Source organism: Streptomyces sp. NPDC046915, assembly GCF_040644935.1.
Lineage (GTDB): Bacteria > Actinomycetota > Actinomycetes > Streptomycetales > Streptomycetaceae > Streptomyces.
Window position 1 is genome coordinate 263,402 of record NZ_JBEYXB010000012.1, and the last position, 27,000, is coordinate 290,401.

General features: G+C 70.0%; 23 protein-coding genes. 19 read left to right on the top strand and 4 right to left on the bottom strand.

What is annotated here, in order from left to right; all coding sequences use genetic code 11:
• The first annotated feature begins 5 nt into the window (after positions 1–5).
• The 3 genes from ABZ915_RS29805 (at position 6) to ABZ915_RS29815 (ending at position 4,283) form a co-directional block, all read left to right on the top strand.
• Positions 6–1,262, top strand: coding sequence for a cation:proton antiporter (locus tag ABZ915_RS29805; RefSeq protein ID WP_361809623.1), 1,257 nt, complete (start codon positions 6–8; stop codon positions 1,260–1,262).
• Positions 1,263–1,536: 274 nt separating this feature from the next.
• A complete protein-coding gene (locus ABZ915_RS29810; protein WP_361809625.1) occupies positions 1,537–2,436 on the top strand; it encodes an aldo/keto reductase in 900 nt (299 codons plus the stop codon).
• Between the two features lie 332 nt (positions 2,437–2,768).
• A complete protein-coding gene (locus ABZ915_RS29815) occupies positions 2,769–4,283 on the top strand; it encodes an alpha/beta hydrolase (RefSeq protein WP_361809627.1) in 1,515 nt (504 codons plus the stop codon).
• 1 nt (position 4,284) lies between these two features.
• Here the strand turns inward: ABZ915_RS29815 and ABZ915_RS29820 are convergent, their stop codons facing one another.
• A complete protein-coding gene (locus ABZ915_RS29820) occupies positions 4,285–5,532 on the bottom strand; it encodes an MFS transporter (RefSeq protein ID WP_361809716.1) in 1,248 nt (415 codons plus the stop codon).
• A gap of 320 nt (positions 5,533–5,852) precedes the next feature.
• Between ABZ915_RS29820 and ABZ915_RS29825 the strand changes: the two genes are divergently transcribed.
• Positions 5,853–6,707, top strand: a complete 855-nt coding sequence (locus ABZ915_RS29825) for an acyl-CoA thioester hydrolase/BAAT C-terminal domain-containing protein (protein WP_361809629.1) — start codon at positions 5,853–5,855, stop codon at positions 6,705–6,707.
• Between the two features lie 56 nt (positions 6,708–6,763).
• Here the strand turns inward: ABZ915_RS29825 and ABZ915_RS29830 are convergent, their stop codons facing one another.
• A complete protein-coding gene (locus ABZ915_RS29830; protein WP_361809631.1) occupies positions 6,764–7,531 on the bottom strand; it encodes a class I SAM-dependent methyltransferase in 768 nt (255 codons plus the stop codon).
• A gap of 179 nt (positions 7,532–7,710) precedes the next feature.
• Here ABZ915_RS29830 and ABZ915_RS29835 point away from each other — a divergent pair, with 179 nt between their 5' ends.
• A complete protein-coding gene (locus tag ABZ915_RS29835) occupies positions 7,711–8,664 on the top strand; it encodes a cyclase family protein (protein WP_361809633.1) in 954 nt (317 codons plus the stop codon).
• A 198-nt stretch (positions 8,665–8,862) separates the two neighbouring features.
• Positions 8,863–10,104, top strand: coding sequence for a glycosyltransferase (locus ABZ915_RS29840; RefSeq protein WP_361809635.1), 1,242 nt, complete (start codon positions 8,863–8,865; stop codon positions 10,102–10,104).
• 318 nt (positions 10,105–10,422) lie between these two features.
• Here ABZ915_RS29840 and ABZ915_RS29845 read toward each other — a convergent pair whose 3' ends face one another.
• Both ABZ915_RS29845 and ABZ915_RS29850 read right to left on the bottom strand, forming a co-directional pair.
• A complete protein-coding gene (locus ABZ915_RS29845) occupies positions 10,423–11,643 on the bottom strand; it encodes a hypothetical protein (protein ID WP_361809637.1) in 1,221 nt (406 codons plus the stop codon).
• A 167-nt stretch (positions 11,644–11,810) separates the two neighbouring features.
• Entirely contained in the window at positions 11,811–13,214 is a 1,404-nt protein-coding gene (locus tag ABZ915_RS29850) for a glycosyltransferase family 39 protein (RefSeq protein WP_361809638.1), read from the bottom strand.
• Positions 13,215–13,532: 318 nt separating this feature from the next.
• Between ABZ915_RS29850 and ABZ915_RS29855 the strand changes: the two genes are divergently transcribed.
• The 13 genes from ABZ915_RS29855 to ABZ915_RS29915 all read left to right on the top strand — a co-directional run bounded on the left by ABZ915_RS29855 (position 13,533) and on the right by ABZ915_RS29915 (position 26,986).
• Positions 13,533–14,600: a glucose-1-phosphate thymidylyltransferase gene (locus ABZ915_RS29855; RefSeq protein ID WP_361809640.1), complete on the top strand. Its 1,068-nt coding sequence runs from the start codon at positions 13,533–13,535 to the stop codon at positions 14,598–14,600.
• A complete protein-coding gene (gene rfbB, locus ABZ915_RS29860; protein WP_361809642.1) occupies positions 14,597–15,586 on the top strand; it encodes a dTDP-glucose 4,6-dehydratase in 990 nt (329 codons plus the stop codon). The genes ABZ915_RS29855 and rfbB overlap by 4 nt, the downstream gene beginning before the upstream one ends.
• A 64-nt stretch (positions 15,587–15,650) precedes the next feature.
• On the top strand, positions 15,651–16,250 hold the full coding sequence (locus ABZ915_RS29865) for an acyltransferase (RefSeq protein WP_361809644.1): 600 nt from the start codon (positions 15,651–15,653) through the stop codon (positions 16,248–16,250).
• 285 nt (positions 16,251–16,535) lie between these two features.
• Complete coding sequence (locus ABZ915_RS29870; RefSeq protein WP_361809646.1) at positions 16,536–17,705, top strand: hypothetical protein; 1,170 nt, start codon at positions 16,536–16,538, stop codon at positions 17,703–17,705.
• On the top strand, positions 17,702–18,472 hold the full coding sequence (locus tag ABZ915_RS29875; RefSeq protein WP_361809648.1) for a WecB/TagA/CpsF family glycosyltransferase: 771 nt from the start codon (positions 17,702–17,704) through the stop codon (positions 18,470–18,472). Before ABZ915_RS29870 ends, ABZ915_RS29875 begins: the two co-directional genes overlap by 4 nt.
• A complete protein-coding gene (locus ABZ915_RS29880; protein WP_361809650.1) occupies positions 18,472–19,731 on the top strand; it encodes a nucleotide sugar dehydrogenase in 1,260 nt (419 codons plus the stop codon). The genes ABZ915_RS29875 and ABZ915_RS29880 overlap by 1 nt, the downstream gene beginning before the upstream one ends.
• Before the next feature lie 3 nt (positions 19,732–19,734).
• The gene (wecB, locus tag ABZ915_RS29885; RefSeq protein WP_361809652.1) at positions 19,735–20,901 is read left to right on the top strand and encodes a UDP-N-acetylglucosamine 2-epimerase (non-hydrolyzing); all 1,167 of its coding nucleotides are present in this window, start codon (positions 19,735–19,737) and stop codon (positions 20,899–20,901) included.
• Between the two features lie 51 nt (positions 20,902–20,952).
• A complete protein-coding gene (locus tag ABZ915_RS29890) occupies positions 20,953–21,813 on the top strand; it encodes a chain length determinant protein (RefSeq protein ID WP_361809654.1) in 861 nt (286 codons plus the stop codon).
• Positions 21,776–23,359, top strand: a complete 1,584-nt coding sequence (locus ABZ915_RS29895; protein WP_361809656.1) for a lipopolysaccharide biosynthesis protein — start codon at positions 21,776–21,778, stop codon at positions 23,357–23,359. Before ABZ915_RS29890 ends, ABZ915_RS29895 begins: the two co-directional genes overlap by 38 nt.
• Before the next feature lie 5 nt (positions 23,360–23,364).
• Positions 23,365–24,477 carry a hypothetical protein gene (locus tag ABZ915_RS29900; protein ID WP_361809658.1) on the top strand — a complete coding sequence of 371 codons (1,113 nt, stop codon included), beginning with the start codon at positions 23,365–23,367 and terminating at the stop codon, positions 24,475–24,477.
• 8 nt (positions 24,478–24,485) lie between these two features.
• Complete coding sequence (locus tag ABZ915_RS29905) at positions 24,486–25,289, top strand: glycosyltransferase family A protein (protein ID WP_361809660.1); 804 nt, start codon at positions 24,486–24,488, stop codon at positions 25,287–25,289.
• A gap of 42 nt (positions 25,290–25,331) precedes the next feature.
• The gene (locus ABZ915_RS29910) at positions 25,332–26,009 is read left to right on the top strand and encodes a class I SAM-dependent methyltransferase (protein WP_361809662.1); all 678 of its coding nucleotides are present in this window, start codon (positions 25,332–25,334) and stop codon (positions 26,007–26,009) included.
• Positions 26,003–26,986, top strand: coding sequence for a class I SAM-dependent methyltransferase (locus tag ABZ915_RS29915; RefSeq protein WP_361809664.1), 984 nt, complete (start codon positions 26,003–26,005; stop codon positions 26,984–26,986). The genes ABZ915_RS29910 and ABZ915_RS29915 overlap by 7 nt, the downstream gene beginning before the upstream one ends.
• Positions 26,987–27,000 lie beyond the last annotated feature (14 nt).

Sequence of the window (27,000 nt, forward strand, 5' to 3'; positions counted from 1 at the left end):
CACACATGTCTCCCATAGAACTCTCCCCCGTCTTCTTTCTCGCCGTCGTCGTGATCCTGCTGACCTGCCGGCTGGTCGTGGCCGTGACGACCCGCCTCGGGCAGCCGCCCGTGGTCGGCGAGATGATCGCCGGCGTACTGCTTGGCCCCTCCCTGTTCGGGCTGCTCGCGCCCGGCGTGTCCGACGCGGTCTTCCCGGCCGAACTGAAGCCGGTGCTGTACGTGGCCGGGCAGATCGGCCTGGTGGCGTTGATGTTCCACGCCGGATACGAGTTCCGGGCCCACGCGAGCCGGGGACTGGTGGGCACCGCCGCGGCCGTCTCGGCGGCCGGGGCGACGATTCCGCTGCTGCTCGGCGTGGGACTGGCCATCGTCGCTCACGGGCACGTGCCTCTCTTCGTCGACGGTGTTTCGATGTGGGTGACGGCCTCCTTCGTCGGCGTGGCCCTCGCGATCACCGCCTTCCCCATGCTGGCGCGCATCATCACCGAACGCGGGCTGTCGGGCACCCGCTTCGGCTCGCTGGCTCTCGCCTCGGGGGCCACCGACGACGCCCTCGCCTGGATCCTGCTGGCCGGCGTGCTGAGCGCGGCGGCCGGGGACACGGGGCATGTGCTGACCACCGTCGGTGGCACCGTCCTGTTCGTGGCGGTGCTGCTGGTGGTCGGCCGCCGTCTGCTGGCCTGGATCGTGGACCAGGCGCAGCTGAGCGACGAGACGAGGCTTCTCGGCACGGTCGCCGTGCTGTTCTGCGCCGCCTGGTTCACCGACGCCATCGACCTGTATGCGGTGTTCGGCGCATTCTGTGTTGGCATGACCATGCCAAATTCGCGGGCGGCCGAGAACCTGGTGAAGACCATCCAGCCCGTGACACAGGTCGTCTTCGTCCCGGTCTTCTTCACCTACTCCGGCCTGAACACCCGCTTCGACGTGTTCGCCGACTCCTCCGTCACGTTGTTCGCCGCGGCGGCCGTCGTGCTGGCCGTGGCCGGCAAGTTCGGAGGCTGCTGGGTGGCGGCCCGGCTGCGCGGAGAGCCGCGGTCAGTGGCTGTGCGGGTCGGTGCGCTGATGAACGCCCGCGGCCTGATGCAACTCATAGCGCTCAACATCGGGCTCGCGGCAGGGATCGTCAGCCAGGCACTGTTCTCCACGCTCGTGCTCGTGGCCTTGGTGACGACCGTGATGACGTCGCCGGTGCTCGAATGGCTGGACCGCCGCGACGCCCGTGCGAAGGAATCCGCTCCGGAGGCCGTCCCGGCATAGACACGACCGGCGCGGACGCCGTCGTACGCCAGTTGGCGAGGGCGTCCGCAGCCGCCGCGACCACGATGGCCTGCGCGCACTCACAGATACACGCGTGCGGCACGGCCACCAGAACGACGTCCCGGTCGAACGTTCCTCGTCAGGTCCAACGGCCGTGCGGTGACGATTCGTTCCCGATACGGGTGTGACGTTTCGCCCAGTCTGTTGACCTGTCGCAGCACCCGCTGCCACCCCATACTCCAGAACCTGACGAACCGACAGGTGAAGGAGCACAGTGAAGGCAGGGGCGGCAGCAGGGGCCTGGAAGCTCGGGGACGTGGAGGTGAACCGTGTCGGCTACGGCGCGATGCGGCTGACGGGCAACGGCATGTTGGGGAACTCCGACGGGACGCCGATCGACCGCGATGCCGCGGTCCGGTTGCTGCACAGCGCCTTCGAGCAGGGCGTCAACCACATCGACACGGCGGCCTTCTACTTCTCGCCGCTGCGCTCCGCGAACGAGCTGATCAACCGGGCCCTCGCGTCCTGGCGCGACGACGTGGTCGTGGCGACCAAGGTCGGCCCGGGTCGCGACCCCTCCGGCGAGTGGTTCTCCATGGCCCGCCCCGACCAGCTGCGCGGCCACGTCGAGGAGAACCTGCGCCAGCTCGGCCGGGACCACCTGGACGTGGTGAACCTGCGAAACAACGGCATGGATTCGATCGCCGAGCACTTCGGGGCCCTCGCCGAGCTGCGCACGGCGGGCCTCCTCCGGCACCTCGGGCTCTCCAACGTCCGGCCGCAGCACGTCGCCGAGGCGCGGGAGATCGCGCCCGTGGTCTGTGTGCAGAACTCCTACGGCCTGGACTGGCGTCGCGCCGACGAGAGCGGACTCGTGGACCTGTGCCGGGAGCAGGGCATCGCCTTCGTCCCGTTCTTCGCCGTCTCCAGCCTGCGGCGCGAGGCGGCCGCCGCCCAGGAGCAGGACGCGCGCGTCCGCAGGATCGCCCGCGCCCATGATGCGACGCCCGCCCAGATCCGCCTGGCCTGGACCCTGCATCGCGGACCCCACGTGCTGGCCATCCCCGGCACCACCAACCCGGCCCATCTCGCCGAAAACATCGCCGCCGGCGCCCTTCGCCTGACCGATGAGGAGCTGGCCCTCGTCGACAAGGCGCGCGAGGCCGACGCCTGAGCGCGCCTGGGTCCAGGCCCCTGCCGGGGTTCAGCGCTTCAGTCGGCCGCGGGCTACGGGCCTCGTCGCCGACGACACGGCGTCGGTGGTTCGGCCATTTGGCCGCGGTCGGCTCGCGCGCGTCGGCGAGCCGCGGTGCCGTTGAGGCGGATGCGTGCCGACATCCGGTGCAGAAGGGCGTCCGGCACTCAGCCGTGGAAGGACAAGCCATGCACATATCCGGACCGACAGCGGGCCGCCGGGGTGGTGCCGCGGCCATCGCCGCGTTGGTGCTCTGCTCGACCCTTCTGACCGGGCAGGACTTCGCCGCCACCGGAGGAGGAGCCGAAGGTGTGACCACGCCATCGGTGCCCGCCCCGACGCTGGTCTGGAGACCCTGCGTTCAAGGCAGCCCCTTCGACTGTGCGACCGCGAAGGTGCCGCTGGACTACGACAACGCGCGTGGTCGCACCATCGAACTGGCAGTCATCAAACGGAAGGCGACCGCCCCCGGTCGACGCATAGGCACCCTGTTCTTCAACCCCGGCGGCCCCGGCGGACCAGGAACGGTCCAAATGCCACAGAACTACGAGTTCTTCCCGCGCGAGGTACGGGAGCGGTTCGACATCGTCAGCTGGGACCCCCGCGGAGTCGGCAGCAGCACCGCGGTGAACTGCTTCGCAAACCGCAAAGCAGCCGACGACTGGGCCGCGAGCAAAGCAGCGGGATTCCCGGTCGGCGAAAGGGAGCGAACGGCCTGGATCGCCGCGTACGAGGACCTGGCCCGGCGCTGTGAACAGCGGGATCCCGAGCTCCTGCGTCATGTGTCGACCGCCGACACCGCCCGCGACCTCGACCAGCTCCGCCAGGCGACGGGAGAGTCACAACTCACCTACACGGGGATCTCCTACGGCACGTTCCTGGGCGCCACCTACGCCAACCTCTTCCCCGGCAAGGTGCGCGCCATGGTTCTCGACAGCAACTGGGACCCGCAGGCCTGGACGAACCACGCCTCCGACGACGCCCGGCTCACGGCATTCCTGCGCTTGGGCTCGGACCGCAGTGCGGCAGCGGTCGTGGACAGGTTCCTCGCCCTGTGCGGGGCCACCACCACCGCCCGCTGCGCCTTCTCCGCCGGTGGCCCGAAAGCGACCCGGGACAAGTTCGACCAGCTGATGCAGCGGCTTCGGAAGCATCCCGTGGGCACGTCGACCTATGCGGGCACGGTCGCTGACGTAGTGAGCAGCCTCTACGTCGTTCACCCGGGGTGGACGGACCTCGCCGGCAGGCTTCAGGACCTGTGGCAGGGCCGCGTCCCGAAACCGTCCCCACTCCCCCCTGCGCCACCGGTGCCGAATCCGAATCCGTACCTGGGCGAGGAGCAGAGCGCTGCGGTGTTCTGCGGCGACAGCCCCAACCCACGTGACCCCCGTGCGTACCACGCTCTGGAGGAAGCCAGCGCCAAGCGTGCGGGGGACGCCGGGCGCTTCTGGACGTGGGCGGCCGAGGGATGTGCCCCCTGGCCGACGGTCGCCGCCAACCGTTACCGCGGGCCGTGGAACAAGCCCACGGCGCACCCCGTCCTGGTGGTCGGCACCGTCTACGACCCCGCCACCCCCTACTCGGGCTCGCAGGCCATGGTCAGGGAACTGGCCGACGCGCGCCTGCTCACCAACGACGGATACGGGCACACGGCACTGGTCAACCCCAGCAGTTGCATCAAGGCCCACGAAAGCCGCTACCTCATCGACGGCACCCTCCCGCCGGTCGGAACGACGTGCCGACCGGACACGCCTCCCTTCCCCGCACCCAAGCCGAGGGGCGGCGTCGACGCCGGAGGCGGGTGGATGGCCGGCGCCATCTCCTGAGTCAGCCGCATGGGTCGGCCAACCGGAGGTCGGCAAGCGTCCGTCCCAGGCGGGCGAGTGGGGACAGGGCCATCAGTGCCGGCGACAGCAACATGCATGCGGCTGTTACCAGGAGACTGGTGCGCGTTCCCCACACTGCCGCGAGAAAGCCGCCGAGCAGCGAGCCGAACGGGCTCAGCCCCATGCCGACAAAGTTGATCGTCGCGGCCACGCGGCCTTGCATCCCGTCCGGAGTGACGGTCTGCCGGACGGCCATGACCGTGACGTTCACCAGCTGGCTGAAGGTCCCGAAAACGAAGTTGACCGTAAGGAGCGCGGGAACCGTCACCACAGTGGAGCCGTGCAGTGCGGGCACGAACAGGAACACGCCGTCGCCGAGTGCTGCCGCGGACACGAGGACAGCGCCATATCCGAAGCGGCTCGGTAGGCGGGCGGCCAGCAGCGAGCCCAGGAGCGCGCCCGGCCCCGTGACCGCGAGTGCCAGCCCGACGGCGGTGCCCGACAGACGCAGGTCCCGTGGCAGGAACAGCAGATACGCCGTCATCACAGCCGCGAAGAAGAACTGGAAGGCGGCTGATGCGAGGCACACAGTCCGCAGCGAGGTGTCGCCGGCGACAAAAAGGAGGCCCTCATGGATCCGCCGCCAGACCCGAGGAGGGCGTTCCGAGCGTTCCGGAACGGATTCGCGGCGGCCGATCCGTCGGATCGACAGGAACGACAGCGCGAAGAACACCGCGCTGAAGGCCGCAGCGATGGGCGCCGACAACTCCGACACCGATGCACCGCCGAGGGCGGGACCACCCATCTGGGCAGCGGACCGGCTGCCCTCGAGCGCGCTGTTGCCCCGCACCAACTGATCGTGTTTCACCAGCCGTACCAGAGATGTCTGGTATGCCACGTCGAAGAACACCGACAGGGCCCCGACGACGAAGGCGACCACGAGCAGCGCCGGCAGGCCGAGCCCACCGAGGAGGCCGGCCACGGCGGCGGCGCCCAGTGCCAGGGCCCGACCGGCGTCCGCCAGCACCATGAGCGTGCGGGTCCGCCACCTGTCCACCCATGCACCGGCGAAGAGCGACAGCAGCAGGATCGGCACCTGCCCCACCGCGCGCAAGGTGCCCAACTGACCGGCATCGGCGTGGAGCGTCAGGACGGCGAAGAGCGGCAGAACCACCAGACTTGCATGTTCGCCCAGTTGGGAGGCCGTCTGGCCCACCCAGAGCCTGCGGAAGTCGCCGTCCCGCCACAGACTTGACGGAACGGGCCGACCGGAATCGGATACAGCGGAGGATGAAGAAGCGGAAGAGGAAGACACAGAGACCCCTCGGATGACCGAAGACGAGACCCGTCACCCGGCGCACAACAGGTGCATCAAGGGCAGCACACGATGACAGGCCGCTCACGGCCTCAAACGTCAACGCGTGCTCGGACGACCGACCATGTCTTCGCTCCTCGTGAGTCACTCGCTGCGCGAACACTAACTCCCTCTCGGCAGGGCGCGAAAGGCGATTGACGGCAGTGCCGATTAGGCTGTGCTGACAATCTGAGACGGACTGGCCGGGAGGCCATGTGGACCTCATTGAGCGCGAGTTGACCGACCCTTGGGAAGGCGTTCTGGTCGCTCCTGCCCGCGGCAGTGACGTAGGTGTTCTGGTCCTGGCGGGCTCCAGCGGGCGGATCGAGAGGGAAAGGGCAACGATCCTCGCCCAGCAGGGCATGACGGCTTTGTCGATCCGCTGGTTCGGCGGGCCGGGTCAGTCTCCGGGCATCTGTGAGATCCCTCTGGAGACCTTCGGCGCGGCGGTCGGCTTCCTCCAGGCGAACGGAGCGCGACGCATCGGCATCCTGGGCGTCTCCAAGGGGGCCGAGGCAGCTCTGCTCATCGCAGTGCACGATCCGCGCGTGGACGCTGTCCTCGCGCTGTCCCCCACCTCTCGTATCTGGTGCAACGTCGGACCTGGCCGCGACGGAGCGCTTCGTCCTTGTCGATCGTCCTGGACCTGGCAGGAGCAGCCGCTGCCTTTCGTCCCGATGGATGACTCCTGGACTCCCGAAGGGTCGGGCAGCGGGCCGGTCGCCATCCGACGGTGGTACGAACTCAGCGAACTGGCCTTCGCCCACCGGCTTTCGGCGGCGGAGATCCCCGTGGACAGGACCCGAGCGGATCTGCTGCTGGTCGCGGGCGGCGACGACGCGATGTGGCCGTCTCTTCCCTTCGCCGAACAACTGGCAGAACGGCGTCGCTCGGCTGGGGCAACCGTGCGTCTGATCGCCGGCCACGACGCCGGCCACCGCCCGCGTCTTCCCGGCGAGAGCCCCGCACCGGCATCGCCGAAATTCCTCTACGGAGGCACGCCCGAAGCTGACGCGCTCTTGGGCGCGGCTGCCTGGCCCCACATCCTCGACACGCTCCGCGGGGGCTGATCCTCCGCCGATTCGATCGCGCGGGAAGTTGAAGTCACTCCCAGCCGTGGGACGACCTACGTGCCGACGTGTGCCATGAGCAGCGGCTGGAAGAAGCCTGTCTCCTGCGGCATACGCCACTCGGGGTCCACAAACCCCGTGTCGGCCACGAGGCGGGTCAGCCGGTCCCGGGCGAGCGCCCAGTAGACGGTTCGGCGGACCCTGACACGCCACTCTCCGCCCGTCGGCAGGAGTTGGAAATGCTCCAAGTCGTAGTGCTCGCCGTCCTCGTGCCAGTGCCAGAGCTGGAAGGTGACGGTCCGCTCTCCCCCGTCTTCGGACCGGTGGACCTGTGGAAGCGCCGAAGCGGGGCGATCGCGCAGCAGGTCGTCGTATGGGCGCGTGCTGAGCAGCAGGAGACCGCCGGGACGCAGCACCCGGCGCATCTCCGCCAGGGCTGCGTGGACATCCTGCTCCGTCAGAAGGTGGGGCAGGGCGTTGTCGGCGCAGACGACGACGTCGAACCGGGCGTCGGGAAACGGCAGGCGCCGCATGTCCGCAACGGCCGCGCGCAGCGTCACACTCCGGTGGCCGGCCTCCCGAGCGGCACGGGCAACGGCACGGGAGCTGAGATCCGTCCCGGTGACGCAGTGGCCGCGCAACGCCAGACCGATGGCCTGCGTTCCGATGCCACAGGAGCAGTCGAGCACCGCCGCGCGGTCTTGGCCCATCAGGGCGTCCAACGCGTCCCCCTGCCGGCGGATGCTGGTGTCCCAGTCTGCGTAGATCAGGTGGTAGTCGTCGGCCAGTTCGTCGTAGAAACGTGCCACCGAACCCTCGGTCATGGCCCGAGGCTACTGTCCATGCCCAGCCGAAGACACCCGAGTTGCCGGCCACACGATGCTGTGCGTCGAGGACTTCGGCAGCCCCAAGGCACGTCATCGAGCTTCCCGAGATTCCTGGCCGTAGCGCGCTTCCGGGCCGGCCGACGACACCCTCCGAGTCTTGGAGCGTTGAGCACGGCATGACTGATTCCCCGCCACTGCCCTCCGTGCCCGACAACGGACCCCGCGTGTCGCGCGAGGAGTTCGACTCCCTCTTCGACACCCTGAAGACGTGGGGGCGCTGGACCCCCGCGGACCGCGGCGCCTGGAACCGGGTGACGGCCGAGCACGTCCAGCGAGCCACCGCTCTGGTGCGCACCGGGACCGTCGTCCCGATGGCCCTGCCGTGGAACACGGTGCCCGGCCCGGACAACGGCAAGCCCGCCCTGCACTACATGTCCGAGCTGGGCGACATCGAGCCCCCGGAGCCCACCTGCCACAAGGACTTCATCGCCGTCGACTACCACGGCGAGGGCGTCAGCCACCTCGACGCGCTGTCCCACATCGCCTACCAGGGGCAGCTGTACGACGGCCGCACCGCCGGCGAGGTCGTCGACGCCAAGGGCGCGCACTTCGGCGCCGTGTCCTCGCTCGGCCCCCTCGTGACCAAGGGTGTCCTGATCGACATGCCCGTCGTCCTCGGCACCGACTGGCTCGAGCCCGGCCGGGCCGTGCACGCCGAGGAAGTCCTCGCCGCCGAGGAGGCTCTCGGGGTGAAGATCGGCGACGGTGACGCGGTGCTGCTGCGCTCCGGCCACTTCCGCCGCCGCCGGGAGCTCGGCGCCTGGAACCCGGACAAGGCCAGCGCCGGCTTCCACGTGGACGTCGTGCCGCTGCTGGCCGATCGGGGTGTCGCCCTGCTCGGCGGCGACGGCGACAGCGATGTACGGCCCTCCCCGGTCGAGGGAGTGTCCTCCCCCGTGCACGCGCTCGCCATCACGGCGATGGGAGTGCCGCTGCTCGACAACCTCGACCTCGAGGCGCTCTCCGCGGCCTGCACGGAGGCCGGCCGCTACGAGTTCATGATGACGGTGGCCCCGCTGAACATCCCCGGCGGCACCGGCTCGCCCGTCAACCCGGTGGCGGTGCTGTGATGGGACGCTGGGCCGAGAAGGAGCAGTGGATGGGCCGGCGCCTCATCGGCACAGCCGAACTCACCTTGCCGGGAAAGGCACGTACTCACCCTTGCCGCTCTCAACGTATAGCGCACCGGGGGGCTTGCGGCAAGGCCGTGATCATGCCGCAGAATCTCCGACCGAGGCCGGAATCCACGGGAAACGGGGAGTCGCGGAATGCGCGTGCTGTTGATGAGTTACGGGTCGCGCGGGGACATCGAGCCGATGACGGCACTCGCGGTGCAACTGCGGGCGCTCGGCGCGGAGGCGCGGGTCTGCGCGCCGCCGGACTTCGCGGAGCTTCTGGACGATGCGGACATCCCTCTGGCACCGATCGGCCGGCCGGTGCGCCCGATGGTGAAGGGGGCGGTGACCGGGACGGCGCCGATGCCGGCGGAAGGCCTGTCCCAGCGCGCGGCCGCGTTGGTCGCCACGACCTACGACGCGGTCGCGGCGGCGGCCGAAGGATGTGACGCGGTGGTGGCGACCGGCCTGCTCCCGGCCGCGGCCGCCGCGCGGTCGGCGGCCGAGAATCTGGGCATCCCGTACGTCTTCGTGGCCTACTTCCCGAGCTACCTGCCTTCGCCGCACCACCCGCCGCTCCCCCGGCCGGGCAGCCCGTCCCCAGCGGAGGCGACCGACAACCGGGTGCTGTGGGACCTGGACCTCGAGAACATGAACGCGTTGTTCGGCACGGGCCTCAACGCCCACCGGGCGACGATCGGCCTGCCGCCGGTGGACAACTTCCGCGACTACGTCCTCACCGACCAGCCGTGGCTGGCGGCGGACCCGACCTTGAGCCCGTGGCTACAGCCTGCCGAACTCGACGTGGTGCAGACCGGCGCCTGGCTCCGCCCGGACGAACGCCCGCTCCTCGCCGAGTTGGAGGCGTTCCTGGACGCCGGCACACCACCGGTGCACGTGGGCTTCGGAAGCATTCCCATGCGCGACGCGCAGAATGTGGCCCAGGCGGCCATCGAGGCGGTCCGCGCACAGGGCCGCCGCGCACTCGTCTCCGGCGGCTGGGCGGACCTGGCCCTGATCGACGACCAGGACGACTGCTTCGCCGTCGGCGAGGTCAACCACCACGCGCTGTTCCGCCGGGTGGCCGCCGTCGTGCACCACGGCGGCGCGGGCACCACGACGACGGCCGCCCTGGCCGGCGCGCCCCAGGTGGTGGTGCCCCAGATCGCGGACCAGCCGTACTGGGCCGGCCGCGTGGCCGAACTGGGCATCGGCGCGGCCCATGGCGGCCCGACTCCGACCTTCGAGTCCCTGTCGGCCGTGCTGAGGACGGCCCTGACCCCCGAAACCCGCGCACGAGCACGCGCCGTGGCCGACATGATCAGCACCGACGGAGCAACGGTGGCCGCGAAACTGCTGCTCGACGCCGTCAGTCAGAATCACACAGGCTCGTAGAGCCGGGGAAAGTACACCGGCCGCGGCACCACGAGGGCGGGCGCGGCGATCCCGAAACTGACCTCGTGCTCGGCCGCGGAACTGGCCGCGCTCGCGTTGAAGGTCGCCTGTCAGCGCTGGAGCGAGACGACTGACGGCGACGACTTCGGTGACGTCGCGCTGCGAACACTCAGCGATCTGCGGGCAGCCGGCGCCTTGTGCGGTCGCGGACAGAGCCGGTGCCGTGAACAGGGGGCCGCTCGGTCCCACGATGAGCGAGCGTGGGGCAGGCTCGCCTGCGGCGGCCTGCCCTGTGATGCGCGTGCGCTCGGCGGCGGGTCAGTCGGGCAGGCGGTCCATCAGCCAGCCGCACAGTTCCTCCGTGACGGCGGTGTGGTCCGTCGTGGCGGAGGAGCAGATGAAGTCGTCGACGTCGCTCTCGGACGGGTCGAGTCCGTCGATGTTCACGTACAGGTCCTTCTGTACGTCGATGTCGCGGATCGAGACGGCACTGACCGAGGGCACGAAGCAGACGCTCTCGTGCCGCAGGTCGACCTGGGCGCCGAACTTCTTCAGCGAGTCGGCGAGGATCCCGTAGGAGCGCAGGCTGCCGCCGGGCGCGCCGTCGAGTTCCGGGAAGCCGGACGTCTTGATCGTCTTCTCGGCCTTGGGGAACCTGCGCTTCAGCTCGGCGACGATGACGTCTCTGCCCTGGGCCTGGGTGTAGAAGGTGGTGCCGGGGTAGATCCGCTCGACCTTCAGCGCGGTCTCGCCGGGCGGGACGGGCAGGCCGGTGCCGTCGCCGCGGCCGTTGGCCAGCGCGAGGATGCGGGGAATGCGAGGCCAGTTGCCGGCCTGCGCCAGCCGCTCCAGGAACTCGGTGCGCTCCGGGGCGATCCCGATCTCGCCGCTCGCCGGGTCGTAGTGCCGCCAGAGCATCTGCCGGGCGGCGGGGCTGTTCATCTGCCGGGCGAAGTCGTTGGCCACCGGGATGAAGTGGGCGAACGCCTGGACGCCGACGGGGATGACGGCGCCGCGGTGCGGGGTGTCGTAGGAGAAGTACACGCGGACGCGGTGGTCCATCCGCTGCATCTCCATGCGGGCGAGGGCGTAGCGGGTGATCAGGCCGCCCATGCTGAAGCCGCCCACCGTAAGTCCGGCGCCGCCGAGTTGCTCGGCCACGGTCCGCATGATGCACGCGGTCGCCGCCTCGGCGTTCTCCAGGACGGAGGCGCTGCGCTCCTCGAATCCGAGCAGGATGACGTCACGGCCCCGTCGGCGCAGCTCGCTCAGGAAGGGGTAGCCGCTGTCGAGGCCGGCGTAGAGCCACTTCAGGTCGCTCCTGCCGAGGTTGAAGCCGTCGGCCATGATCACCGGCCGGGTGATGCCCTGGTTGCGTTCGCCGTAGAAGACGTGGGCGAAACCGTTCGGCAGCTGCCACTGCTCGTCCGGCTCCGGCACCGGGTACGGCAGCTGGACCGGGGGCGTGGAACTCAGGGGGGTGGGGAGCGTGAATGCTCCGACGCTCTGCTCGGCCTTCTCGTCCTGTTGTTCGGACACAGCCGGTCTCCTTCCGGATCCGCGCAGGGCGCAGCAGCCCGGTGGACCCGGGCTGGAGGGCTGCGAACAGTGCGAAGATCACAACTATCTACAGCACATGCTCCGTCGCCTCGCCGGACGCCGCTCGCTGAGTCGCTCGTACGGAGGCAACCCGGGCGGCGACGAGATCAGCCGGCGCGGCGTTGGTAGACCATGACCTTGCGGCCTCGTTCGCTCCGTTCGGAGCAGCGGATGAAGTGCGTCTTGAGGACTTGCTGCTTGATCCGGTCGCGGGCTGTGGTGGGGGACGACGCGCTGTCGTCGGTGACGAGGACTATGCGGCGGGCGGTCAGCATGGCATCCGCTATCTGCTGCGGGGTGCCCTCCACGCCGTTCAGGGTGCCGGATCCCAGCGGGCTCTCGACGAGTGCCACGTCGTCGGCCCCGGTGAACGCGGCAGGCGAGACGAGGGCGGTGTCACGACGCGCGGCGGGGATGTACAGCACCGCGTCACCCGGCTCGCGGACCGCGGCGACGTTCTCGGCCGTGGACAGCACGTCGTCGATCCGGTCGCTCGCGCTGCGCAGGGACACCTGGACGGGGAGCAGCCCGAGGAAAGCGAGAACCATGACCACGCCGATGGTCCGGCAAGGTGAACTCCGGACGCGAGATGCGAGTGCGTGGCACGCCGCGCCGATGAGCAGCGCGAGTCCAATGTTGCTGAACAGGATGTAGCGGGTCTGGTAGACGGGGTGGGCCGCGGAGACGGCGACCAGCAGGAGCGGTGGAAGGACGAGGAGTGGCAGGGCGAGCGCGGTGAGCGTGAGCCGGTCGCCGCCGGGCACGCGGCCGGCCGTCCTCGATCGTGCGAGCCATGCGCACAGCACTCCCGCGAGCAGGGTCGGTGCGAGACCGAGCAGTGTGCTCGGTCCGGTCGGGGGGATCCAGGCGATCTGCCCCTGTTGCGCCTGGCTCGCCACGACGAGGGGCAACGTGCCCGTCACGGCGGCACACGCGGCGCATGTCCATCGCAGGACGGTCGCGCCGGGCGGGCGGGCCAGGGCGATCGTCCCGGCATGCGCGAACAGCACCAGGAGGGAGAACCAGTTGAGCAGCGCGGCCATCAGCACGGTCGCGCCGTACGCTGCCCAGCGGCTCGTGCGCGGGCTGTCGGCCGCCGCGACGAGCAGTCGGCAGGCCAGTGCCACGCAGGCGGTCACCAGAGCGTACGGGCGTCCCTCCTGCGCATACTCCTGGGCCGCGGGGAGAAGGGCGAACGCCAGGCCCGCGGCGAGTCCCGTACACCGGCCGGCCAGTCGGGAGCCCAGAAGGGTGATCACGGCAGTGCCGCACGCCATGGCCAGGACGGAGGGCAGCCGCAGGGAGTAGAGGCTGTCTCCGAAGACCGTGAAGACGCCGTGCATGAACACGTAGTACAGGCCATGGACCACATCGATCCGACCCAGCAGGTGCCAGATCTCGGGGGTGCTCCTGTGGGCCGCTTCCCACGTCGCCGCCTCGTCACGCCACATGCTGTTCTCACGCGTGATCCCCCACAGGCCGAGTAAGAGCGTGACGGCCGGTGGTCCCACCGTAGCGATTGTTCTAGGCATGACAACACTCCGGGATGGCGCGAAGGGGGCGATCGGAATCACGGGCGGCCCGCAGGCCGCTTCTGACCACCTGCAACGCTAGGTACCGGAATGATCTTGATCGTCACCTACGCGGACGACACCGGAGACCCGTCCTAAGTACCAATGCCCGCCTGGGATGGGTCGGCGGACGTACGCCTCGAGTGCCTGGCCGGCCGGAAGCCGCGCCCGTCCCCGAGGGGCCGGCTGTCCCGGAACGGGCCCCGACGTGCGCGGAATCCCTCCGTCAGCGAGTCCGGCTTGAGTAGGGTGATGCGCATGAAGGCACTTTTGTTGTCTGGTGGCTCAGGTACCCGTTTGCGCCCCATAACCCATACCTCGGCGAAGCAACTCGTACCGGTCGCGAACAAACCCGTGCTGTTCTACGGCCTGGAAGCGATCGCCGAGGCCGGCGTCACCGAGGTCGGGATCATCGTCGGGGACACCGCCGAGGAGATCCGGGAGGCGGTCGCCGACGGCTCCGCCTTCGGTCTCGACGTCACCTACCTTCCGCAGGCGGCGCCGCTGGGGCTGGCCCATGCGGTGCTGATCGCCCGTGAGTTCCTGGGCGACGACGACTTCGTGATGTACCTCGGCGACAACTTCATCGTCGGTGGCATCACCGCTCTGGTGGACGCCTTCCGCACCGAACGGCCGGACGCCCAGATCCTGTTGACGAAGGTGCCGAACCCCACCGCGTTCGGCGTGGCCGAGCTGGACGCGGCGGGCCAGGTGATCGGCCTGGAGGAGAAACCCAGGCATCCCAAGAGCGAACTGGCGCTGGTGGGCGTGTATCTGTTCACTCCGGCGATCCATGAAGCCGTGCGCGCGATCGAACCGTCCCGGCGCGGCGAGTTGGAGATCACGGATGCCGTCCAGTGGCTGATCGACGCCGGACGTGACGTACGTTCCACGACGATCTCCGGGTACTGGAAGGACACCGGGAACGTCACCGACATGCTCGAGGTCAACCGGTCGGTGCTGGAGACCCTGGAGCGCCGGATCGACGGCACGGTCGACGACGGCAGCGAGATCATCGGCCGGGTGCGGATCGAGCCCGGAGCGAAGGTGACCGGCAGCCGGATCGTCGGTCCGGTGGTCGTCGGCGCCAACACCGTGATCACCGACTCCTACGTCGGACCCTTCACCTCGATAGCCGGCGACTGCCGGATCGAGGACAGCGAGATCGAGTACTCGATCATGCTGCGCGACTCCTCGATGAGCGGCGTCCGGCGGGTGGAGGCCTCCCTCATCGGCCGCAACGTCGAGGTCACTCCCGCGCCCCGCAAGCCCGCCGCCCACCGATTCGTCCTCGGCGACCACAGCAAGGTGCAGATCTCATCATGACGACCAGCATCGTGGTGACCGGCGGTGCCGGTTTCATCGGCTCGCACTACGTCCGCACGCTGCTCGGTCCGGCCGGCCCGGGTGATGTGGCGGTCACGGTGCTGGACAAGCTCACCTACGCGGGGAATCCGGCCAACCTCGACGAGGTGCGCGATCACCCGGGATTCGCCTTCGTCAAGGGTGACATCTGTGACGCCGCGCTGGTCGACGAGCTCCTCGCCGAACACGACCAGGTCGTCCACTTCGCCGCCGAATCGCATGTGGACCGCTCGATCCTGGGCGCCACCGAGTTCATCCGGACCAACGTCCTGGGCACCCAGACACTGCTGGACGCGGCGCTGCGCCACCGAAGGCCGAAGACCTTCGTGCACATCTCCACCGACGAGGTGTACGGCTCCATCGAGTCCGGCTCATGGCCGGAGACCGACCCGCTGCGCCCCAACTCCCCGTACGCCGCCTCCAAGGCGTCGAGCGACCTGCTCGCCCTCTCCTGTCACCGCACCCACGGCCTCGACGTGCGGGTGACCCGCTGCTCCAACAACTACGGGCACCACCACTTCCCCGAGAAGGTCATCCCGCTGTTCATCACGAATCTGCTGGACGGCAGGAAGGTTCCGCTGTACGGCGACGGCGGCAACGTCCGCGACTGGCTGCACATCGACGACCACGTCCAGGGCATCGAACTCGTTCGCACCAAGGGGCGCGCCGGTGAGGTCTACAACATCGGCGGCGGTACCGAGCTGTCCAACAAGGAACTGACCACTCTGCTGCTGGAGGCCTGCGGCGCGGACTGGGACACCAGCGTCGAGTACGTCGCCGACCGCAAGGGCCACGACCGCCGTTACTCGGTGAACTGCGGCAAGGCACGTGCGGAGCTGGGCTACGAACCCCGCAAGGACTTCGCCACCGGCCTCGCGGACACGGTCGCCTGGTACCGCGAGAACCGCGCCTGGTGGGAGGCGCTGAAGGAGCGCGCGGCGCTCTAGTGCCGCGTCATCGGGTTCTGTCCGCAAGGTCCGCCTCCCTCGACGAGAAGAAAGGTTCAGCCCGATGAATTTCAAGATCCAGCCGACCGCCCAGGTCGACGAGACGGCCACGATCGGTGACGGGACGACGGTCTGGGACCTGGCCCAGATACGGGAGGACGCCCGGCTGGGCAGCGGCTGCATCGTGGGCCGGGGAGCGTATGTCGGCCCGGGGGTGCGGATCGGCGACCATGTGAAGCTCCAGAACTACGCGTTGGTCTATGAACCCGCAGTGCTCGGTGACGGGGTGTTCGTCGGCCCCGCGGCGGTGCTCACCAACGACTACTTTCCTCGTTCGGTGGACCCGCAGGGCCGACTGAAGCGCGGCAGCGACTGGGAGGCCGTGGCCGTGGTGGTGGCCGAGGGGGCGTCGCTGGGGGCCCGTTCGGTGTGCGTGGCACCAGTGCGCGTCGGGCGCTGGGCGCTGGTCGCGGCGGGTGCCGTGGTGACCCGGGACGTGCCGGACTTCGCGCTCGTGGCCGGTGTCCCGGCGCGCCGGATCGGCTGGGTGGGCCGGGCCGGCGTACGACTGGTCGAACGGGACGGCGAGCCGGGCACCTGGGAGTGTCCCGAGACGGGGGCGCTGTACGACGAGAAGGACGGGGAACTCGTCGAACACGCATGACAGCTGTTTCCAGCTGTTTCCCTCAAAAGGCAAATCTTCGAACATCTACAGGCATAACATGTGCGCGAACTGTGCGGACCAAGCACAATGAGCACACAAGCCAGAAGTGCCCAGGGGGGGTTACGGGGTTGGTGGGGCCACCTGTGCCAGCAGCCAGGAGCGACAACCGCTCCGCCGGCTGACAGCTGACGTTTGCCTTGTCTTACACCGCCCGGCCATCAGCGCCGAGGCGCTTTCGAGTCTGCGCACAACGAAGACCCACAGGGGGGTTGGTGTGCCCAAACGATGATCACCACACGTCTGGCGGCGCTCGAACATGAGGATCCGCCGCTGCTCGCACTCGCCCAACGACTCCTCGCGGTCGCCGAGTCGGGGCTGCCGTCGATGCTGCTGCCAGGGGGCGAGGCCTTCGCCTTCACCATGGCCGGGCGGAAGGACCCCGGCGGCTCCTGGACCCTGGAGCGGCGCGGGATCAGCACCCGGTACGCGGCCATCACCGTGCTGGGCGCCCGGTATCTCCCCGAGGACCGCCAGCGCGCGGTGCTCGGCGGGCGTACGGCCGAGGAGTTCGCGGGGCTGCTGGTCGAGTCGCTGCCCGCGGTGACCAACCTCGGCGACGCGGCGCTCATCTCCTGGGCCGCCGCCGAGACCGAGCACCCCAAGCTGTCCGACGCCCTGGCGCGGGTCGAGGCGCTGGACGCGCCGGGCCGTCCGCAGTACACCGTCGAGGCCGCCTGGGTGCTGTCCGCCCTCGCGGCGGCTCGCGACACGGTCGATGTGGAGAGACGTTTCACCACAGCTCGCGACCGTCTGCTGGGGGCCCGGATCGGTGACAGCCCGCTGTTCCCGCACGCCACCGCACCGGGCCTGCTGCCCTGGTACCGGGCGCACGTCAGCTGCTTCGCCGACCAGACGTACCCGCTCCAGGCCCTGGCCCGTGCCCACGCGAGCGGCGACGGGGACGGCGATCCGGAGGCGCTGGCCGCGGCCGAGGCCTGCGCGGCACGCATCTGCGAACTCCAGGGCGACGGCGGGCAGTGGTGGTGGCACTACGACGCCCGAACCGGCGGTGTCGTGGAGGGCTACCCGGTCTACAGCGTCCACCAGCACGCGATGGCGCCGACCGCCCTGTTCGACCTCACCGACGCCGGCGGCCCCGACTTCGGCGCGGCGATCCGCAAGGGCCTGCGCTGGATGACTGACGTACCCGAACTGGCCGGCGCGGAGCACCGGGAGCCGATGATCCTCGACGAGCTCGGTGCCACCTGGCGCAAGGTCTACCGGGGCGACCCGAAGAAGGCCGTACGCGCCGCCCGGGGTCTGTCCACCCGGGTCGCTCCGGGCCTGCGGCTGAAGTCCCTGGACCGGGTGTACCGCCCGCTCGCCGTCGACCGCGAATGCCGGCCGTACGAGTTCGGCTGGATGCTCTACGCCTGGCAGGGGGGCCGGATATGAGCGAGAGACAGACGCTGTTCGGGGTCGAGCTGGACCCGCTGACCATGGACGAGACCGTGGCACGCTGCCTGGACGCGGTGCGGGACGGCAGACAGCTGGAGATCGGCGTGGTCAACGCCGCGAAGCTGGTGAACATGCGGCGGGACGACCGGCTCGCCAAGGCCGTGGCCGGCTGCGATCTGGTCCTCGCCGACGGACAGGCCGTGGTCTGGGCCGGCCGGGTGCTGCGCGCCCCGCTGCCCGAACGGGTGGCCGGGATCGACCTGTTCCTGCGGCTGCTGGCCGAGGCGGAGGCGGCGGGCATGTCGGTGTACTTCCTCGGCGCCAAGCCGGAGGTGCTGGAGCGGATGCTGCTCCGGGTGGCCGACCGCTTCCCCGGCCTGAAGGTGGCCGGCAGCCGGAACGGCTATTTCGACGACTCCGAACAGGAGGCGATCGCTGACGGCATCGCACGCAGCGGCGCCCAGATGCTCTTCCTTGGCATGACCTCGCCGAAGAAGGAGATCTTCACCGCCGCCTACGGCGCCCACACCGGCGCCCGGGTCGTGCACGGAGTCGGCGGCTCCTTCGACATCCTGGCCGGTGTCACCAAGCGGGCCCCCGAGGCCTGGCAGCGCCGGGGCCTGGAGTGGCTCTACCGCGCACTGCAGGAGCCGCGCCGCCTGGGCCGCCGCTACCTCACCACCAACGCCTCCTTCCTCCTCATGACGGCGCGCGAGCTCGTCCGGCTCACCCCGTCGGCCGCTCCCGCGAACAGGAGTCACTGATGCGCGTCGTCGTGGTTGGACAGGGATACGTCGGCCTGCCGCTGGCCATTCGCGCCGCCGAGGTCGGGCACGAGGTGATCGGCTACGACGTCGACGCCCGGCGGATCAAGAGGCTCGCCGCCGGTGAGTCCTTCGTCGAGGACGTCTCCTCCGAGCGGATCCGCGCGGCGCTGGACAACGGCACCTACCGCCCCAGCGAGTCGGCCCGCGACTGCGGCGGTTTCGACGTCGCCGTGGTGACCGTCCCGACGCCGTTGCACGAGGGCACTCCCGACCTCCGTTACATCAAGGAGTCGGCGGTCGCCCTCGCCCGCTACCTGCGCCCCGGAGCCACGGTCGTCCTGGAGTCGACGACCTATCCCGGCACCACCCAGGAGCTGTTCGCCCCGATCCTGGAGGAGGGCTCGGGGCTGACCGCCGGCACCGACTTCCACCTCGGCTACAGCCCGGAGCGGATCGACCCCGGAAACCCCGTCTGGGGTTTCAAGGAGACCCCGAAGGTCGTCTCCGGTGTCGACGACGCGTCGCTCAAGGCCGTTCAGGACTTCTACGCCCAACTCGTCGAGACCACCGTGCCGGTGGGCTCGCCCAAGGAGGCCGAGCTCGCCAAGCTGCTGGAGAACACCTTCCGGCATGTGAACATCGCGCTGGTCAACGAGATCGCGATGTTCGCCCACCACCTGGACATCGACGTCTGGCAGGCCATCGACGCCGCCTCCTCCAAGCCCTTCGGCTTCATGAAGTTCACGCCCGGACCGGGCGTCGGCGGCCACTGCCTGCCGATCGACCCCTCGTACCTGTCCTGGCGGGTGCAGCGCGAACTCGGGCAGAGCTTCCGGTTCGTGGAGCTGGCCAACGACATCAACAGCCACATGCCCGAGTACGTGACGCGCCGGGTCAGCGAGCTGTTCAACGAGCGACGCCGTTCCGTGAACGGCTCGCGGATCCTGCTGCTCGGTCTGGCGTACAAGAAGAACACCGGTGACGCCCGCGAGTCGCCCGCCCTGCGCATCTCCCAGCTGCTGCTCGACATGGGCGCCCAGGTCAGGGCGGCGGACCCGCACGTCGTCGAGAGCCTGCCGGTGGACACCCGGCTGGTGCGGGTCGAACCGACGCCGCAGGAGCTGGCGAACGCCGACGTGGTGGTCCTGCTCACCGACCACGACGGCTTCGACTACGAACTCATCGCCGAACACGCCCCCTTCGTCCTGGACTGCCGCCGGCGGCTGCCGTCCGGACCCACGATCGAGGTGCTCTGAACCATGCGAGTCGTCTGCGTAGCCGGGGCGCGCCCCAACTACATGAAGATCAAACCGGTGATGGACGCCCTGGAACGCCGGGGCGCCGAGGTGGTCCTCGTCCACACCGGCCAGCACTACGACCCGGCGATGAACGACGTGTTCTTCGCCGACCTCGGCATCCGTCCGCCCGACCGCTTCCTCGGGGTCGGCTCCGGCACCCACGCCGAGCAGACCGGCCGCGTGATGACCGCGTTCGAGCCACTCCTGGACGAGGTCTCGCCGGACATCGTCGTGGTGGTCGGCGACATCAACTCCACGCTGGCCTGCGCCCTGGTCACCGCCAAGGCCGGGCCGCTGCTGGCCCATGTCGAGGCCGGCCTGCGCAGCCGCGACTGGAGCATGCCGGAGGAGGTCAACCGGGTCGCCACCGACCGGGTCAGCGACTATCTTCTGGCCCCCTCCCCCGACGCCGCCCGGAACCTGCGCGCGGAGGGGTACCGGGAGGACCAGATCCACCTGGTCGGCAACGTCATGATCGATACGCTGCTGGCCAACCTGGAGCGGGCCAGGGCCTCGGACGTTCTCGACCGATACGGCCTGTCCGGAGGCGAGTTCGGCCTGGTCACCCTGCACCGGCCCGCCAACGTGGACGACCCGGAGGTTCTCACCGGGCTGCTCAAGGCCCTGGGCGAGATCGCCGGCCGCTGTCCGCTCGTCCTGCCCGTGCACCCGCGCGCGGCCGGGCGGCTGGCAGAGATCGGCGTCCCCGGGGGCATCCGGCTCGTACCGCCCGCCGGGTACCTGGACTTCATCGCCCTGGAGGACTCCGCCCGCGTGGTACTCACCGACTCCGGCGGTGTGCAGGAGGAGACCACCGCGCTGGGCGTGCCGTGCGTGACCCTGCGGGACAACACCGAGCGGCCCGTCACCGTGGAGCAGGGCACCAATGTGCTGGCCGGCCGGGATCCGGCGCGGATCGTGGCCACCGTCAACCGGGTGCTGGAAGCTCCGCCCGCGGCGCGCCGGCCCGACCTCTGGGACGGCCGCGCGAGCGACCGTATCGCCGAGGTGCTGCTGGCGGGAGGCACCGCGAGCACCCGGCCGCGACCGACCGACCAGCCTGGACCGAGCGACCTTTTGAGCCCCGTCGACCAGCCGAGACCTACGGACCGAACCTTCCCCATATGATCCGCTTGCAACATATGCTCGTCGAACATCTGGTCGCGAGGGGGAACCGTCATGGATCTCGCTGAGATCTTCCGGGTCATGCGCAGGCGCTGGTACGTCCTGCTGCCGGGACTGCTGCTGACCGCAGGCCTGATCGTCGGTGTGACCGTGCTGGTTCCGGTGAACTACCAGTCGCAGAGCACGGTGGTCCTGCTGAACTCCCAGAAGGCGACGCGGGCTTACGACGGCAACCCCTTCCTCAGCACCCAGACCTCGCTCACCGGCATGGCCGACAGCCTCGCCCGCAACCTCAACTCCGACGACTCGCTCCGGGATCTGAAGTCCCGTGGCGCCAAGGGCACGTTCCAGGCCAAGCTCGCCGACAACGCGCAGGGGCCACTGCTGTGGCTCACCGTCACCGGCACCGACAAAGCCTCCGTCCTGGCCTCGGACAAGATCCTGACCGAGTACGCCAGGGAGCGGCTGGACCAGTTCCAGAAGCAGCAGTCGGTGGCCCGGCAGGCCATGATCCGGATGTCGACGATCGTGCCGCCGCAGAACCCGGTGGCGCAGACCAAGACGCGGCTCGAGTACATGATCATGGCCGGGGCCCTGGGCCTGGTGCTCACCCTGGTCGCCGCCTTCTACATCGAGGCGCGCAGGAGGTCGTCGCACACTCCCGCGCCGGAGGCCGGGCCCACGGAGCCGGAGGAGGAGACGGTCTCCCCCGCCCGCTCGACCGGGGAACCGGTCACGGAAGAGACGCTCGCCATCCGGCAGCCGCCGAGCTGGTCGCGGTCCGTCGTGGACGGTCCGGCCGCCGCAGAGCCCGACGCGCCACGGCCCGCCATGGCCGTGGCGTCCGCCGCAGAGCCGCTCGACGAGGAGTCGACTCATGGACATCGCCCGCGCACCGGACAGCGAGACCGGTGAGACGAGCGACGCGCCCGCTCCTCCCGACCCCGCGCCCCCGGACCCCGTAGTCGCCGCTGCTCCCTCCCTCGGCCGGAAGGTCCGTTCGGCGGCCCGGTGGAGTCTGATCAACACCGTCGTCCTGCGCCTGGGCAACTTCGCGACCGGCATCGTGCTGGCGCGCTTCGCCCTGGGCCCCGCGGAATGGGGCGTGTACGGCATCGCCCAGACCGTGCTGCTGGTCCTGCTGTCCGCGAACGAGCTGGGGGTGGGCCTGGCCATCGTCCGCTGGGAGGGCGACGCACGACGGTTCGCGCCGACCGTGCTGACCCTCAGTACCCTCTCCAGCGGCCTGCTCTACGTGGCGCTGTTCGCGGCGGCACCGACGGTGGCCGGTCTGCTCGGCTCGCCGGACGCCGCGGGCGTCCTGCGGGTGATGTGCCTGTGCGTCGTGATCGACGGGGTGGCACAGGTGCCCGGCGGCTTCCTCACCCGTGAGTTCGCCCAGGGCAAGCGGATGGTCATCGACGGGCTCAACTTCGTGCTCGGCACCGCGGTGACGCTGCTGCTGGCCTTCGAGGGCTGGGGCGCGATGAGCTTCGCCTGGGGCGCCGTGGTCGGGAACGTCGTCACGCTGATCGGCTGCGCGCTGGCGGCACCGGGCACCCTGAGATTCGGCTGGGACCCCGAGCAGGCCCGGGCGCTGCTGAGGTTCGGACTGCCGCTGGCGGGGGCGAGCATGCTGGCCCTCGCGGTGGTCAACGTCGACACGATGGTGGTGGGCGCGACGCTGGGCAATGTGTCGCTGGGGTTCTACGTGCTCGCCTTCAACATCTCCGGCTGGCCCGTGCGGATCATCTCCGAGGCCGCCCGCCGGGTCTCCTTCGCCGGGTTCTCCCGCCTGGCCGACTCACCGCAGGCACTCGCCCAAGGATTCAGCCGTGCCCTGGGTGTGCTGATCACCGGCACCGTCCCCCTGTGCGTGCTGCTGGCCGGCCTCGCGGAGCCGGTCATCCGGCAGGTCTACGGAGGCCAGTGGACCCCCGCCGCCGCGGCACTGCCCTGGCTGATGGCCCTCGGCCTGATCCGTATCGGCGGCGAACTCGCCTACGACTGCCTGGTCGCGATCGGACAGCGCCGTTCGCTCTTCCTGGTGCAGGGCCTGTGGCTCGCGGCCCTGATCCCCGTGCTCCTCGCCACCGCCCACCTGAACGGCATCGTCGGAGTCTCCCAGGGCCATGTCCTGGTCGCCGGCGGCCTGGTGGTGCCCGTCTTCCTGATCGCCCTCCGCCGTGGCGGCATCGGCCCCGGCCGGATCGCCAGGGCCTGCGCGTGGCCCTTCCTCGGCGGGGCCGTGATGGCCGCGATCGTCCTCGGACTACAGCGCCCGTTCGGCGACGGCCGGCTCGCGCTTCTCGCCATCGGCACCATCGCCCTGGCCGGCTACACGGTGTGCGTACTGCCCAGCCGCGACTTCCTGCGCGGCCTCGGCCCGGCCGACCGGCCCCACCGCGGCCGGCACCGAGCGTCCGCACCGCTCCGGTCCACCCAACAGGACATGAGGTGAGCCGGATGTCACGGCGTATCAGCCGTAGTTCGCTCGCATGGCTGCTCAGCGCCTTACTGGCGGTCATGGGTACGGCCTGCTCGGGAACGGAGAAGTCCGCGGCGCCGGACTGCCCGGACGACGCACTGACCTGCCCTGCGAGCGGGTCCTCGGCGACACCGGGCACCGATCCGTCGACCGCGGCCGGTGAGACGACAGCGACGACGGGGAGCCAAACCGCCGCACCGTCCCCGCCGACGAAACCCACCGCGACGGCCGGCCCGGGCAAGACGTCCGAGAAGCCGGCGGCCAAAACCGCGTGCACCTCTCCCAGCGCCTGCGGATTCCCCGACGACCGCACCACCGGCCCCCGCACCCCCCTCGCACCCCACAAGACCGGCTACCTGGCCGTCCGTACCAACGGAATGGTCATCCGGGGCTGGGACATCACCGGTTCGCTGGACATCTACGCGAACGACGTCACCGTCATCGACACCAGGATCACCTCGGACAGCTGGTGGGGCATCAACCTCCGCCCCGGCTACCACGGCCTGCGGGTCCTGCACTCCACCATCACCGCCGTGCCCGGCAAGGGGCCCGACAACGGCGGAGTGGACTACGCGGTGTCGAACATGGGGGGCAGCTCCATCGAGGTCGGCTGGTGCGACGTCTCGGTGTTCGGCGACGCGCTGTCCATGGGCCAGGGCAATCTGCACGACAACTACGTGCACGACATCGTCCCGTTCATCAACCAGGGCGGCGAGTGGCAGCACACCAACGCGGTGATCAGCGGCGGCGGCAACACCGGGCAGCTGATCATCCGCCACAACACCCTGCTCAACCCGACGAGCCTCAAGCAGGGGGCCTCGGGAAGCATCGGCCTGTTCGCCGACACCGGAGTGGTCCGCAACGTGACCGTCGACCACAACTGGATAGCCGGCGGCGCGTACGCCCTCTACGGCGGTGACACGGGCGCCACCGGGATCAAGGTCACCGACAACGTCTTCTCGACGCAGTACCACCCCGCCTCCGGCGGCTACGGAACGGTCGCCCACTGGAACGCGGGCGGCGCCGGAAACGTATGGCGGAACAACCGGATGTCCGACGGCCACCCGATGCAGCCGGAGCCGTCCCCGTGAGCGGCGGCATGACGCGCCGTGTCGCGCGGGCGCCCTGGACACTGCTCAAGGCGTTGTTCGGCTGGCTGGTGCTCTTCGAGGCCAGGAACAAGGTCCTGCTGGCTCCCTCGGCGGTGCGGCTGCGCCGGATCGAGGACGCCGAGACCCGACGGCTGGCCGCCCGCCTGCCGTCGCCGCCGCCCTCGGCGCTGGTGGCCACGGTGATCGCCACCCACCGACGCCCCGAGGCGCTGCGTGCCGCGGTGCGCTCGGCCCTGGACCAGACCGTGCGCGACCAGGTCGTCATCGTGGTCGACGACGGCGCCGGACTGCCCGGACTCCCCGACGACCCAAGGCTGTTCGCCGTGTCACTGGCACGCAACACAGGCGTGGCCGGCGTCGTGCGCAATGTGGGCATCCGCCTCACCCGCTCGCGGTACGTGGCGTTCCTGGACGACGACAACCTGTGGGAACCCGACCATCTGGAACGGACGCTGGCGGTCCTGGAGTCCCCCGGCGGACCCGACGGCGTCTACACGGCGCTGCGCCGCGTCCTGCCCGACGGCGGCGAGAGGGACATCCTGTCGGTGCCCTACGACCGGCGCCGGGCAGCCCGCGAGGCCTTCCTGGACACCAACGCCTTCGTCGCCCGCCGCAACCGCTCCCTGCACTTCAGCCGCCTGCGCCGGACACCGGAGGTGCTGCCCCGGGAGGACTGGGAGCTGATCCGCCGGTACGGCCGCAGGCACCGGGTGCGCCATGTGCCGCACCCCACCGTCCGGTACCTGATGAACCCGGCCAGCTTCTACACGCAATGGCGACAGCCCAGTTGAGGCCTGCTCCCCTTCCGCTCCGACCAACAGGTGGTTGATCCGATGCCACGATCCCGCGCCCTCAGAAACAGATTCGTCGACGCGCCCGGCTCGCTGGGCGAACGACTCCGCATCGCCCGCTGGGAACGGTTCCGGCGCTGCTTCCCCGGCATCGAGAACATGAGCGTCGTGGACCTGGGCGGAACGGCCGAGATGTGGCTGCGCGCACCGGTGCGCGCCAAGCACGTCCACCTGATCAACCTGGAGGCGCACCCCGCCGAGCTGCCCGACTGGATCACCGCGGAGAACGCCGACGTCACCGACCCGGCGGTCGCCGCCGAACTGAGCGGCCACGGCGGCTACGACCTGGTGTTCTCCAACTCCACCATCGAGCACGTGGGCGGCCACAGCCAGCGCCAGAAGTTCGTCTCGGCCGTCGAGCAACTGGCGCCCCTGCACTGGATCCAGACGCCGTACCGCTACTTCCCCGTCGAGCCGCACTTCGTGGCGCCCGGCTTCCAGTTCCTGCCGTTGACCGCCAGGGCGCGTCTGGTCAGGCACTGGCCGCTCGTCCACAGCCGTCCCGACAGCCCGGAGTCGGCGATGAACGCCGTGATCAACATCGAGCTGCTGACCCGCGCCGAGATGCGCTACCTGTTCCCCCGGTCGGTGCTCCTCAGCGAGCGCGTGCTCGGTGCGCCGAAGTCGCTCATAGCCGTAAGAACGGAGCGGGCATGCTGAACAACCTGGTCAACAGACATGACGCGGACCGGCTGCTGCGCAAGGTGCGCAGGCTGGACCTCGACCCGGTGCTCGCCAAGCTGCGGGTGCGCGGCGGCGCCCGGGTGGTCCAGCACTGGTCCCAGGTCGACCCCTCGCTGACCGAGTGGTGGGCGATACCGGCGGTGATCAAGCGGTGGAACCTGCTGATGACCGGGGACTCGGACCAGTCGTTCCCTGAGTACGTGGCCGCCAAGCACTTCGCGCCGCGCACCGATCTGCGCGGACTGTCGCTGGGGTGCGGCACGGGCGGGAACGAGCTGCTCTGGGCGATGACCGGCGCGTTCTCCCTCCTGGAGGGCGTGGACGTGGCGCAGCAGCGGATCGACTTCGCCACCCGCGCCGCAGCCGAGAACGGTCTCGCCGACATCCTGCGCTTCCGGGTCACCGACGTCAACCGGATGACCGACGACGGGGAACGCTTCGACGTACTGCTGGGCCTGCAGTCGCTGCACCACTTCGACAACCTCGACGAGACCCTGCCGCGTCTCGCCCAACTGATCGAGCCCGGCGGGACGTTCGTGATCGACGAGTTCGTCGGCCCCACCCGGTTCCAGTGGACCGACGGCCAACTGGACGCGGCGAACGCGCTGCTGGCCCAGCTCCCCGAGGAGCGGCGGCGGCTGGCCGACGGCCGGATCAAGCGCCGGGTCGTACGGCCCAGCAGGCTGTCGATGGTGCTGGACGACCCCTCGGAGGCGGTCGACGCGGCGGCGCTGCTGCCGGGCCTGCGGCGTCATTTCGAGGTCGTCGAGGAACGACCGTACGGGGGCACGGTGCTGCACATCGCGTTCTCCGGCATCGCGCACAACTTCCGCGACCAGGAGCCGGAGACGCTGGCGCTGCTGGACCGCTGCTTCGCCGCGGAGGACGCGGCCCTGCCGACGGTGGGGCACGACTTCATCGCCATGGTGTGCCGGCCGCGGAGCGCGGGCTAGCGAGGACCCCGAAA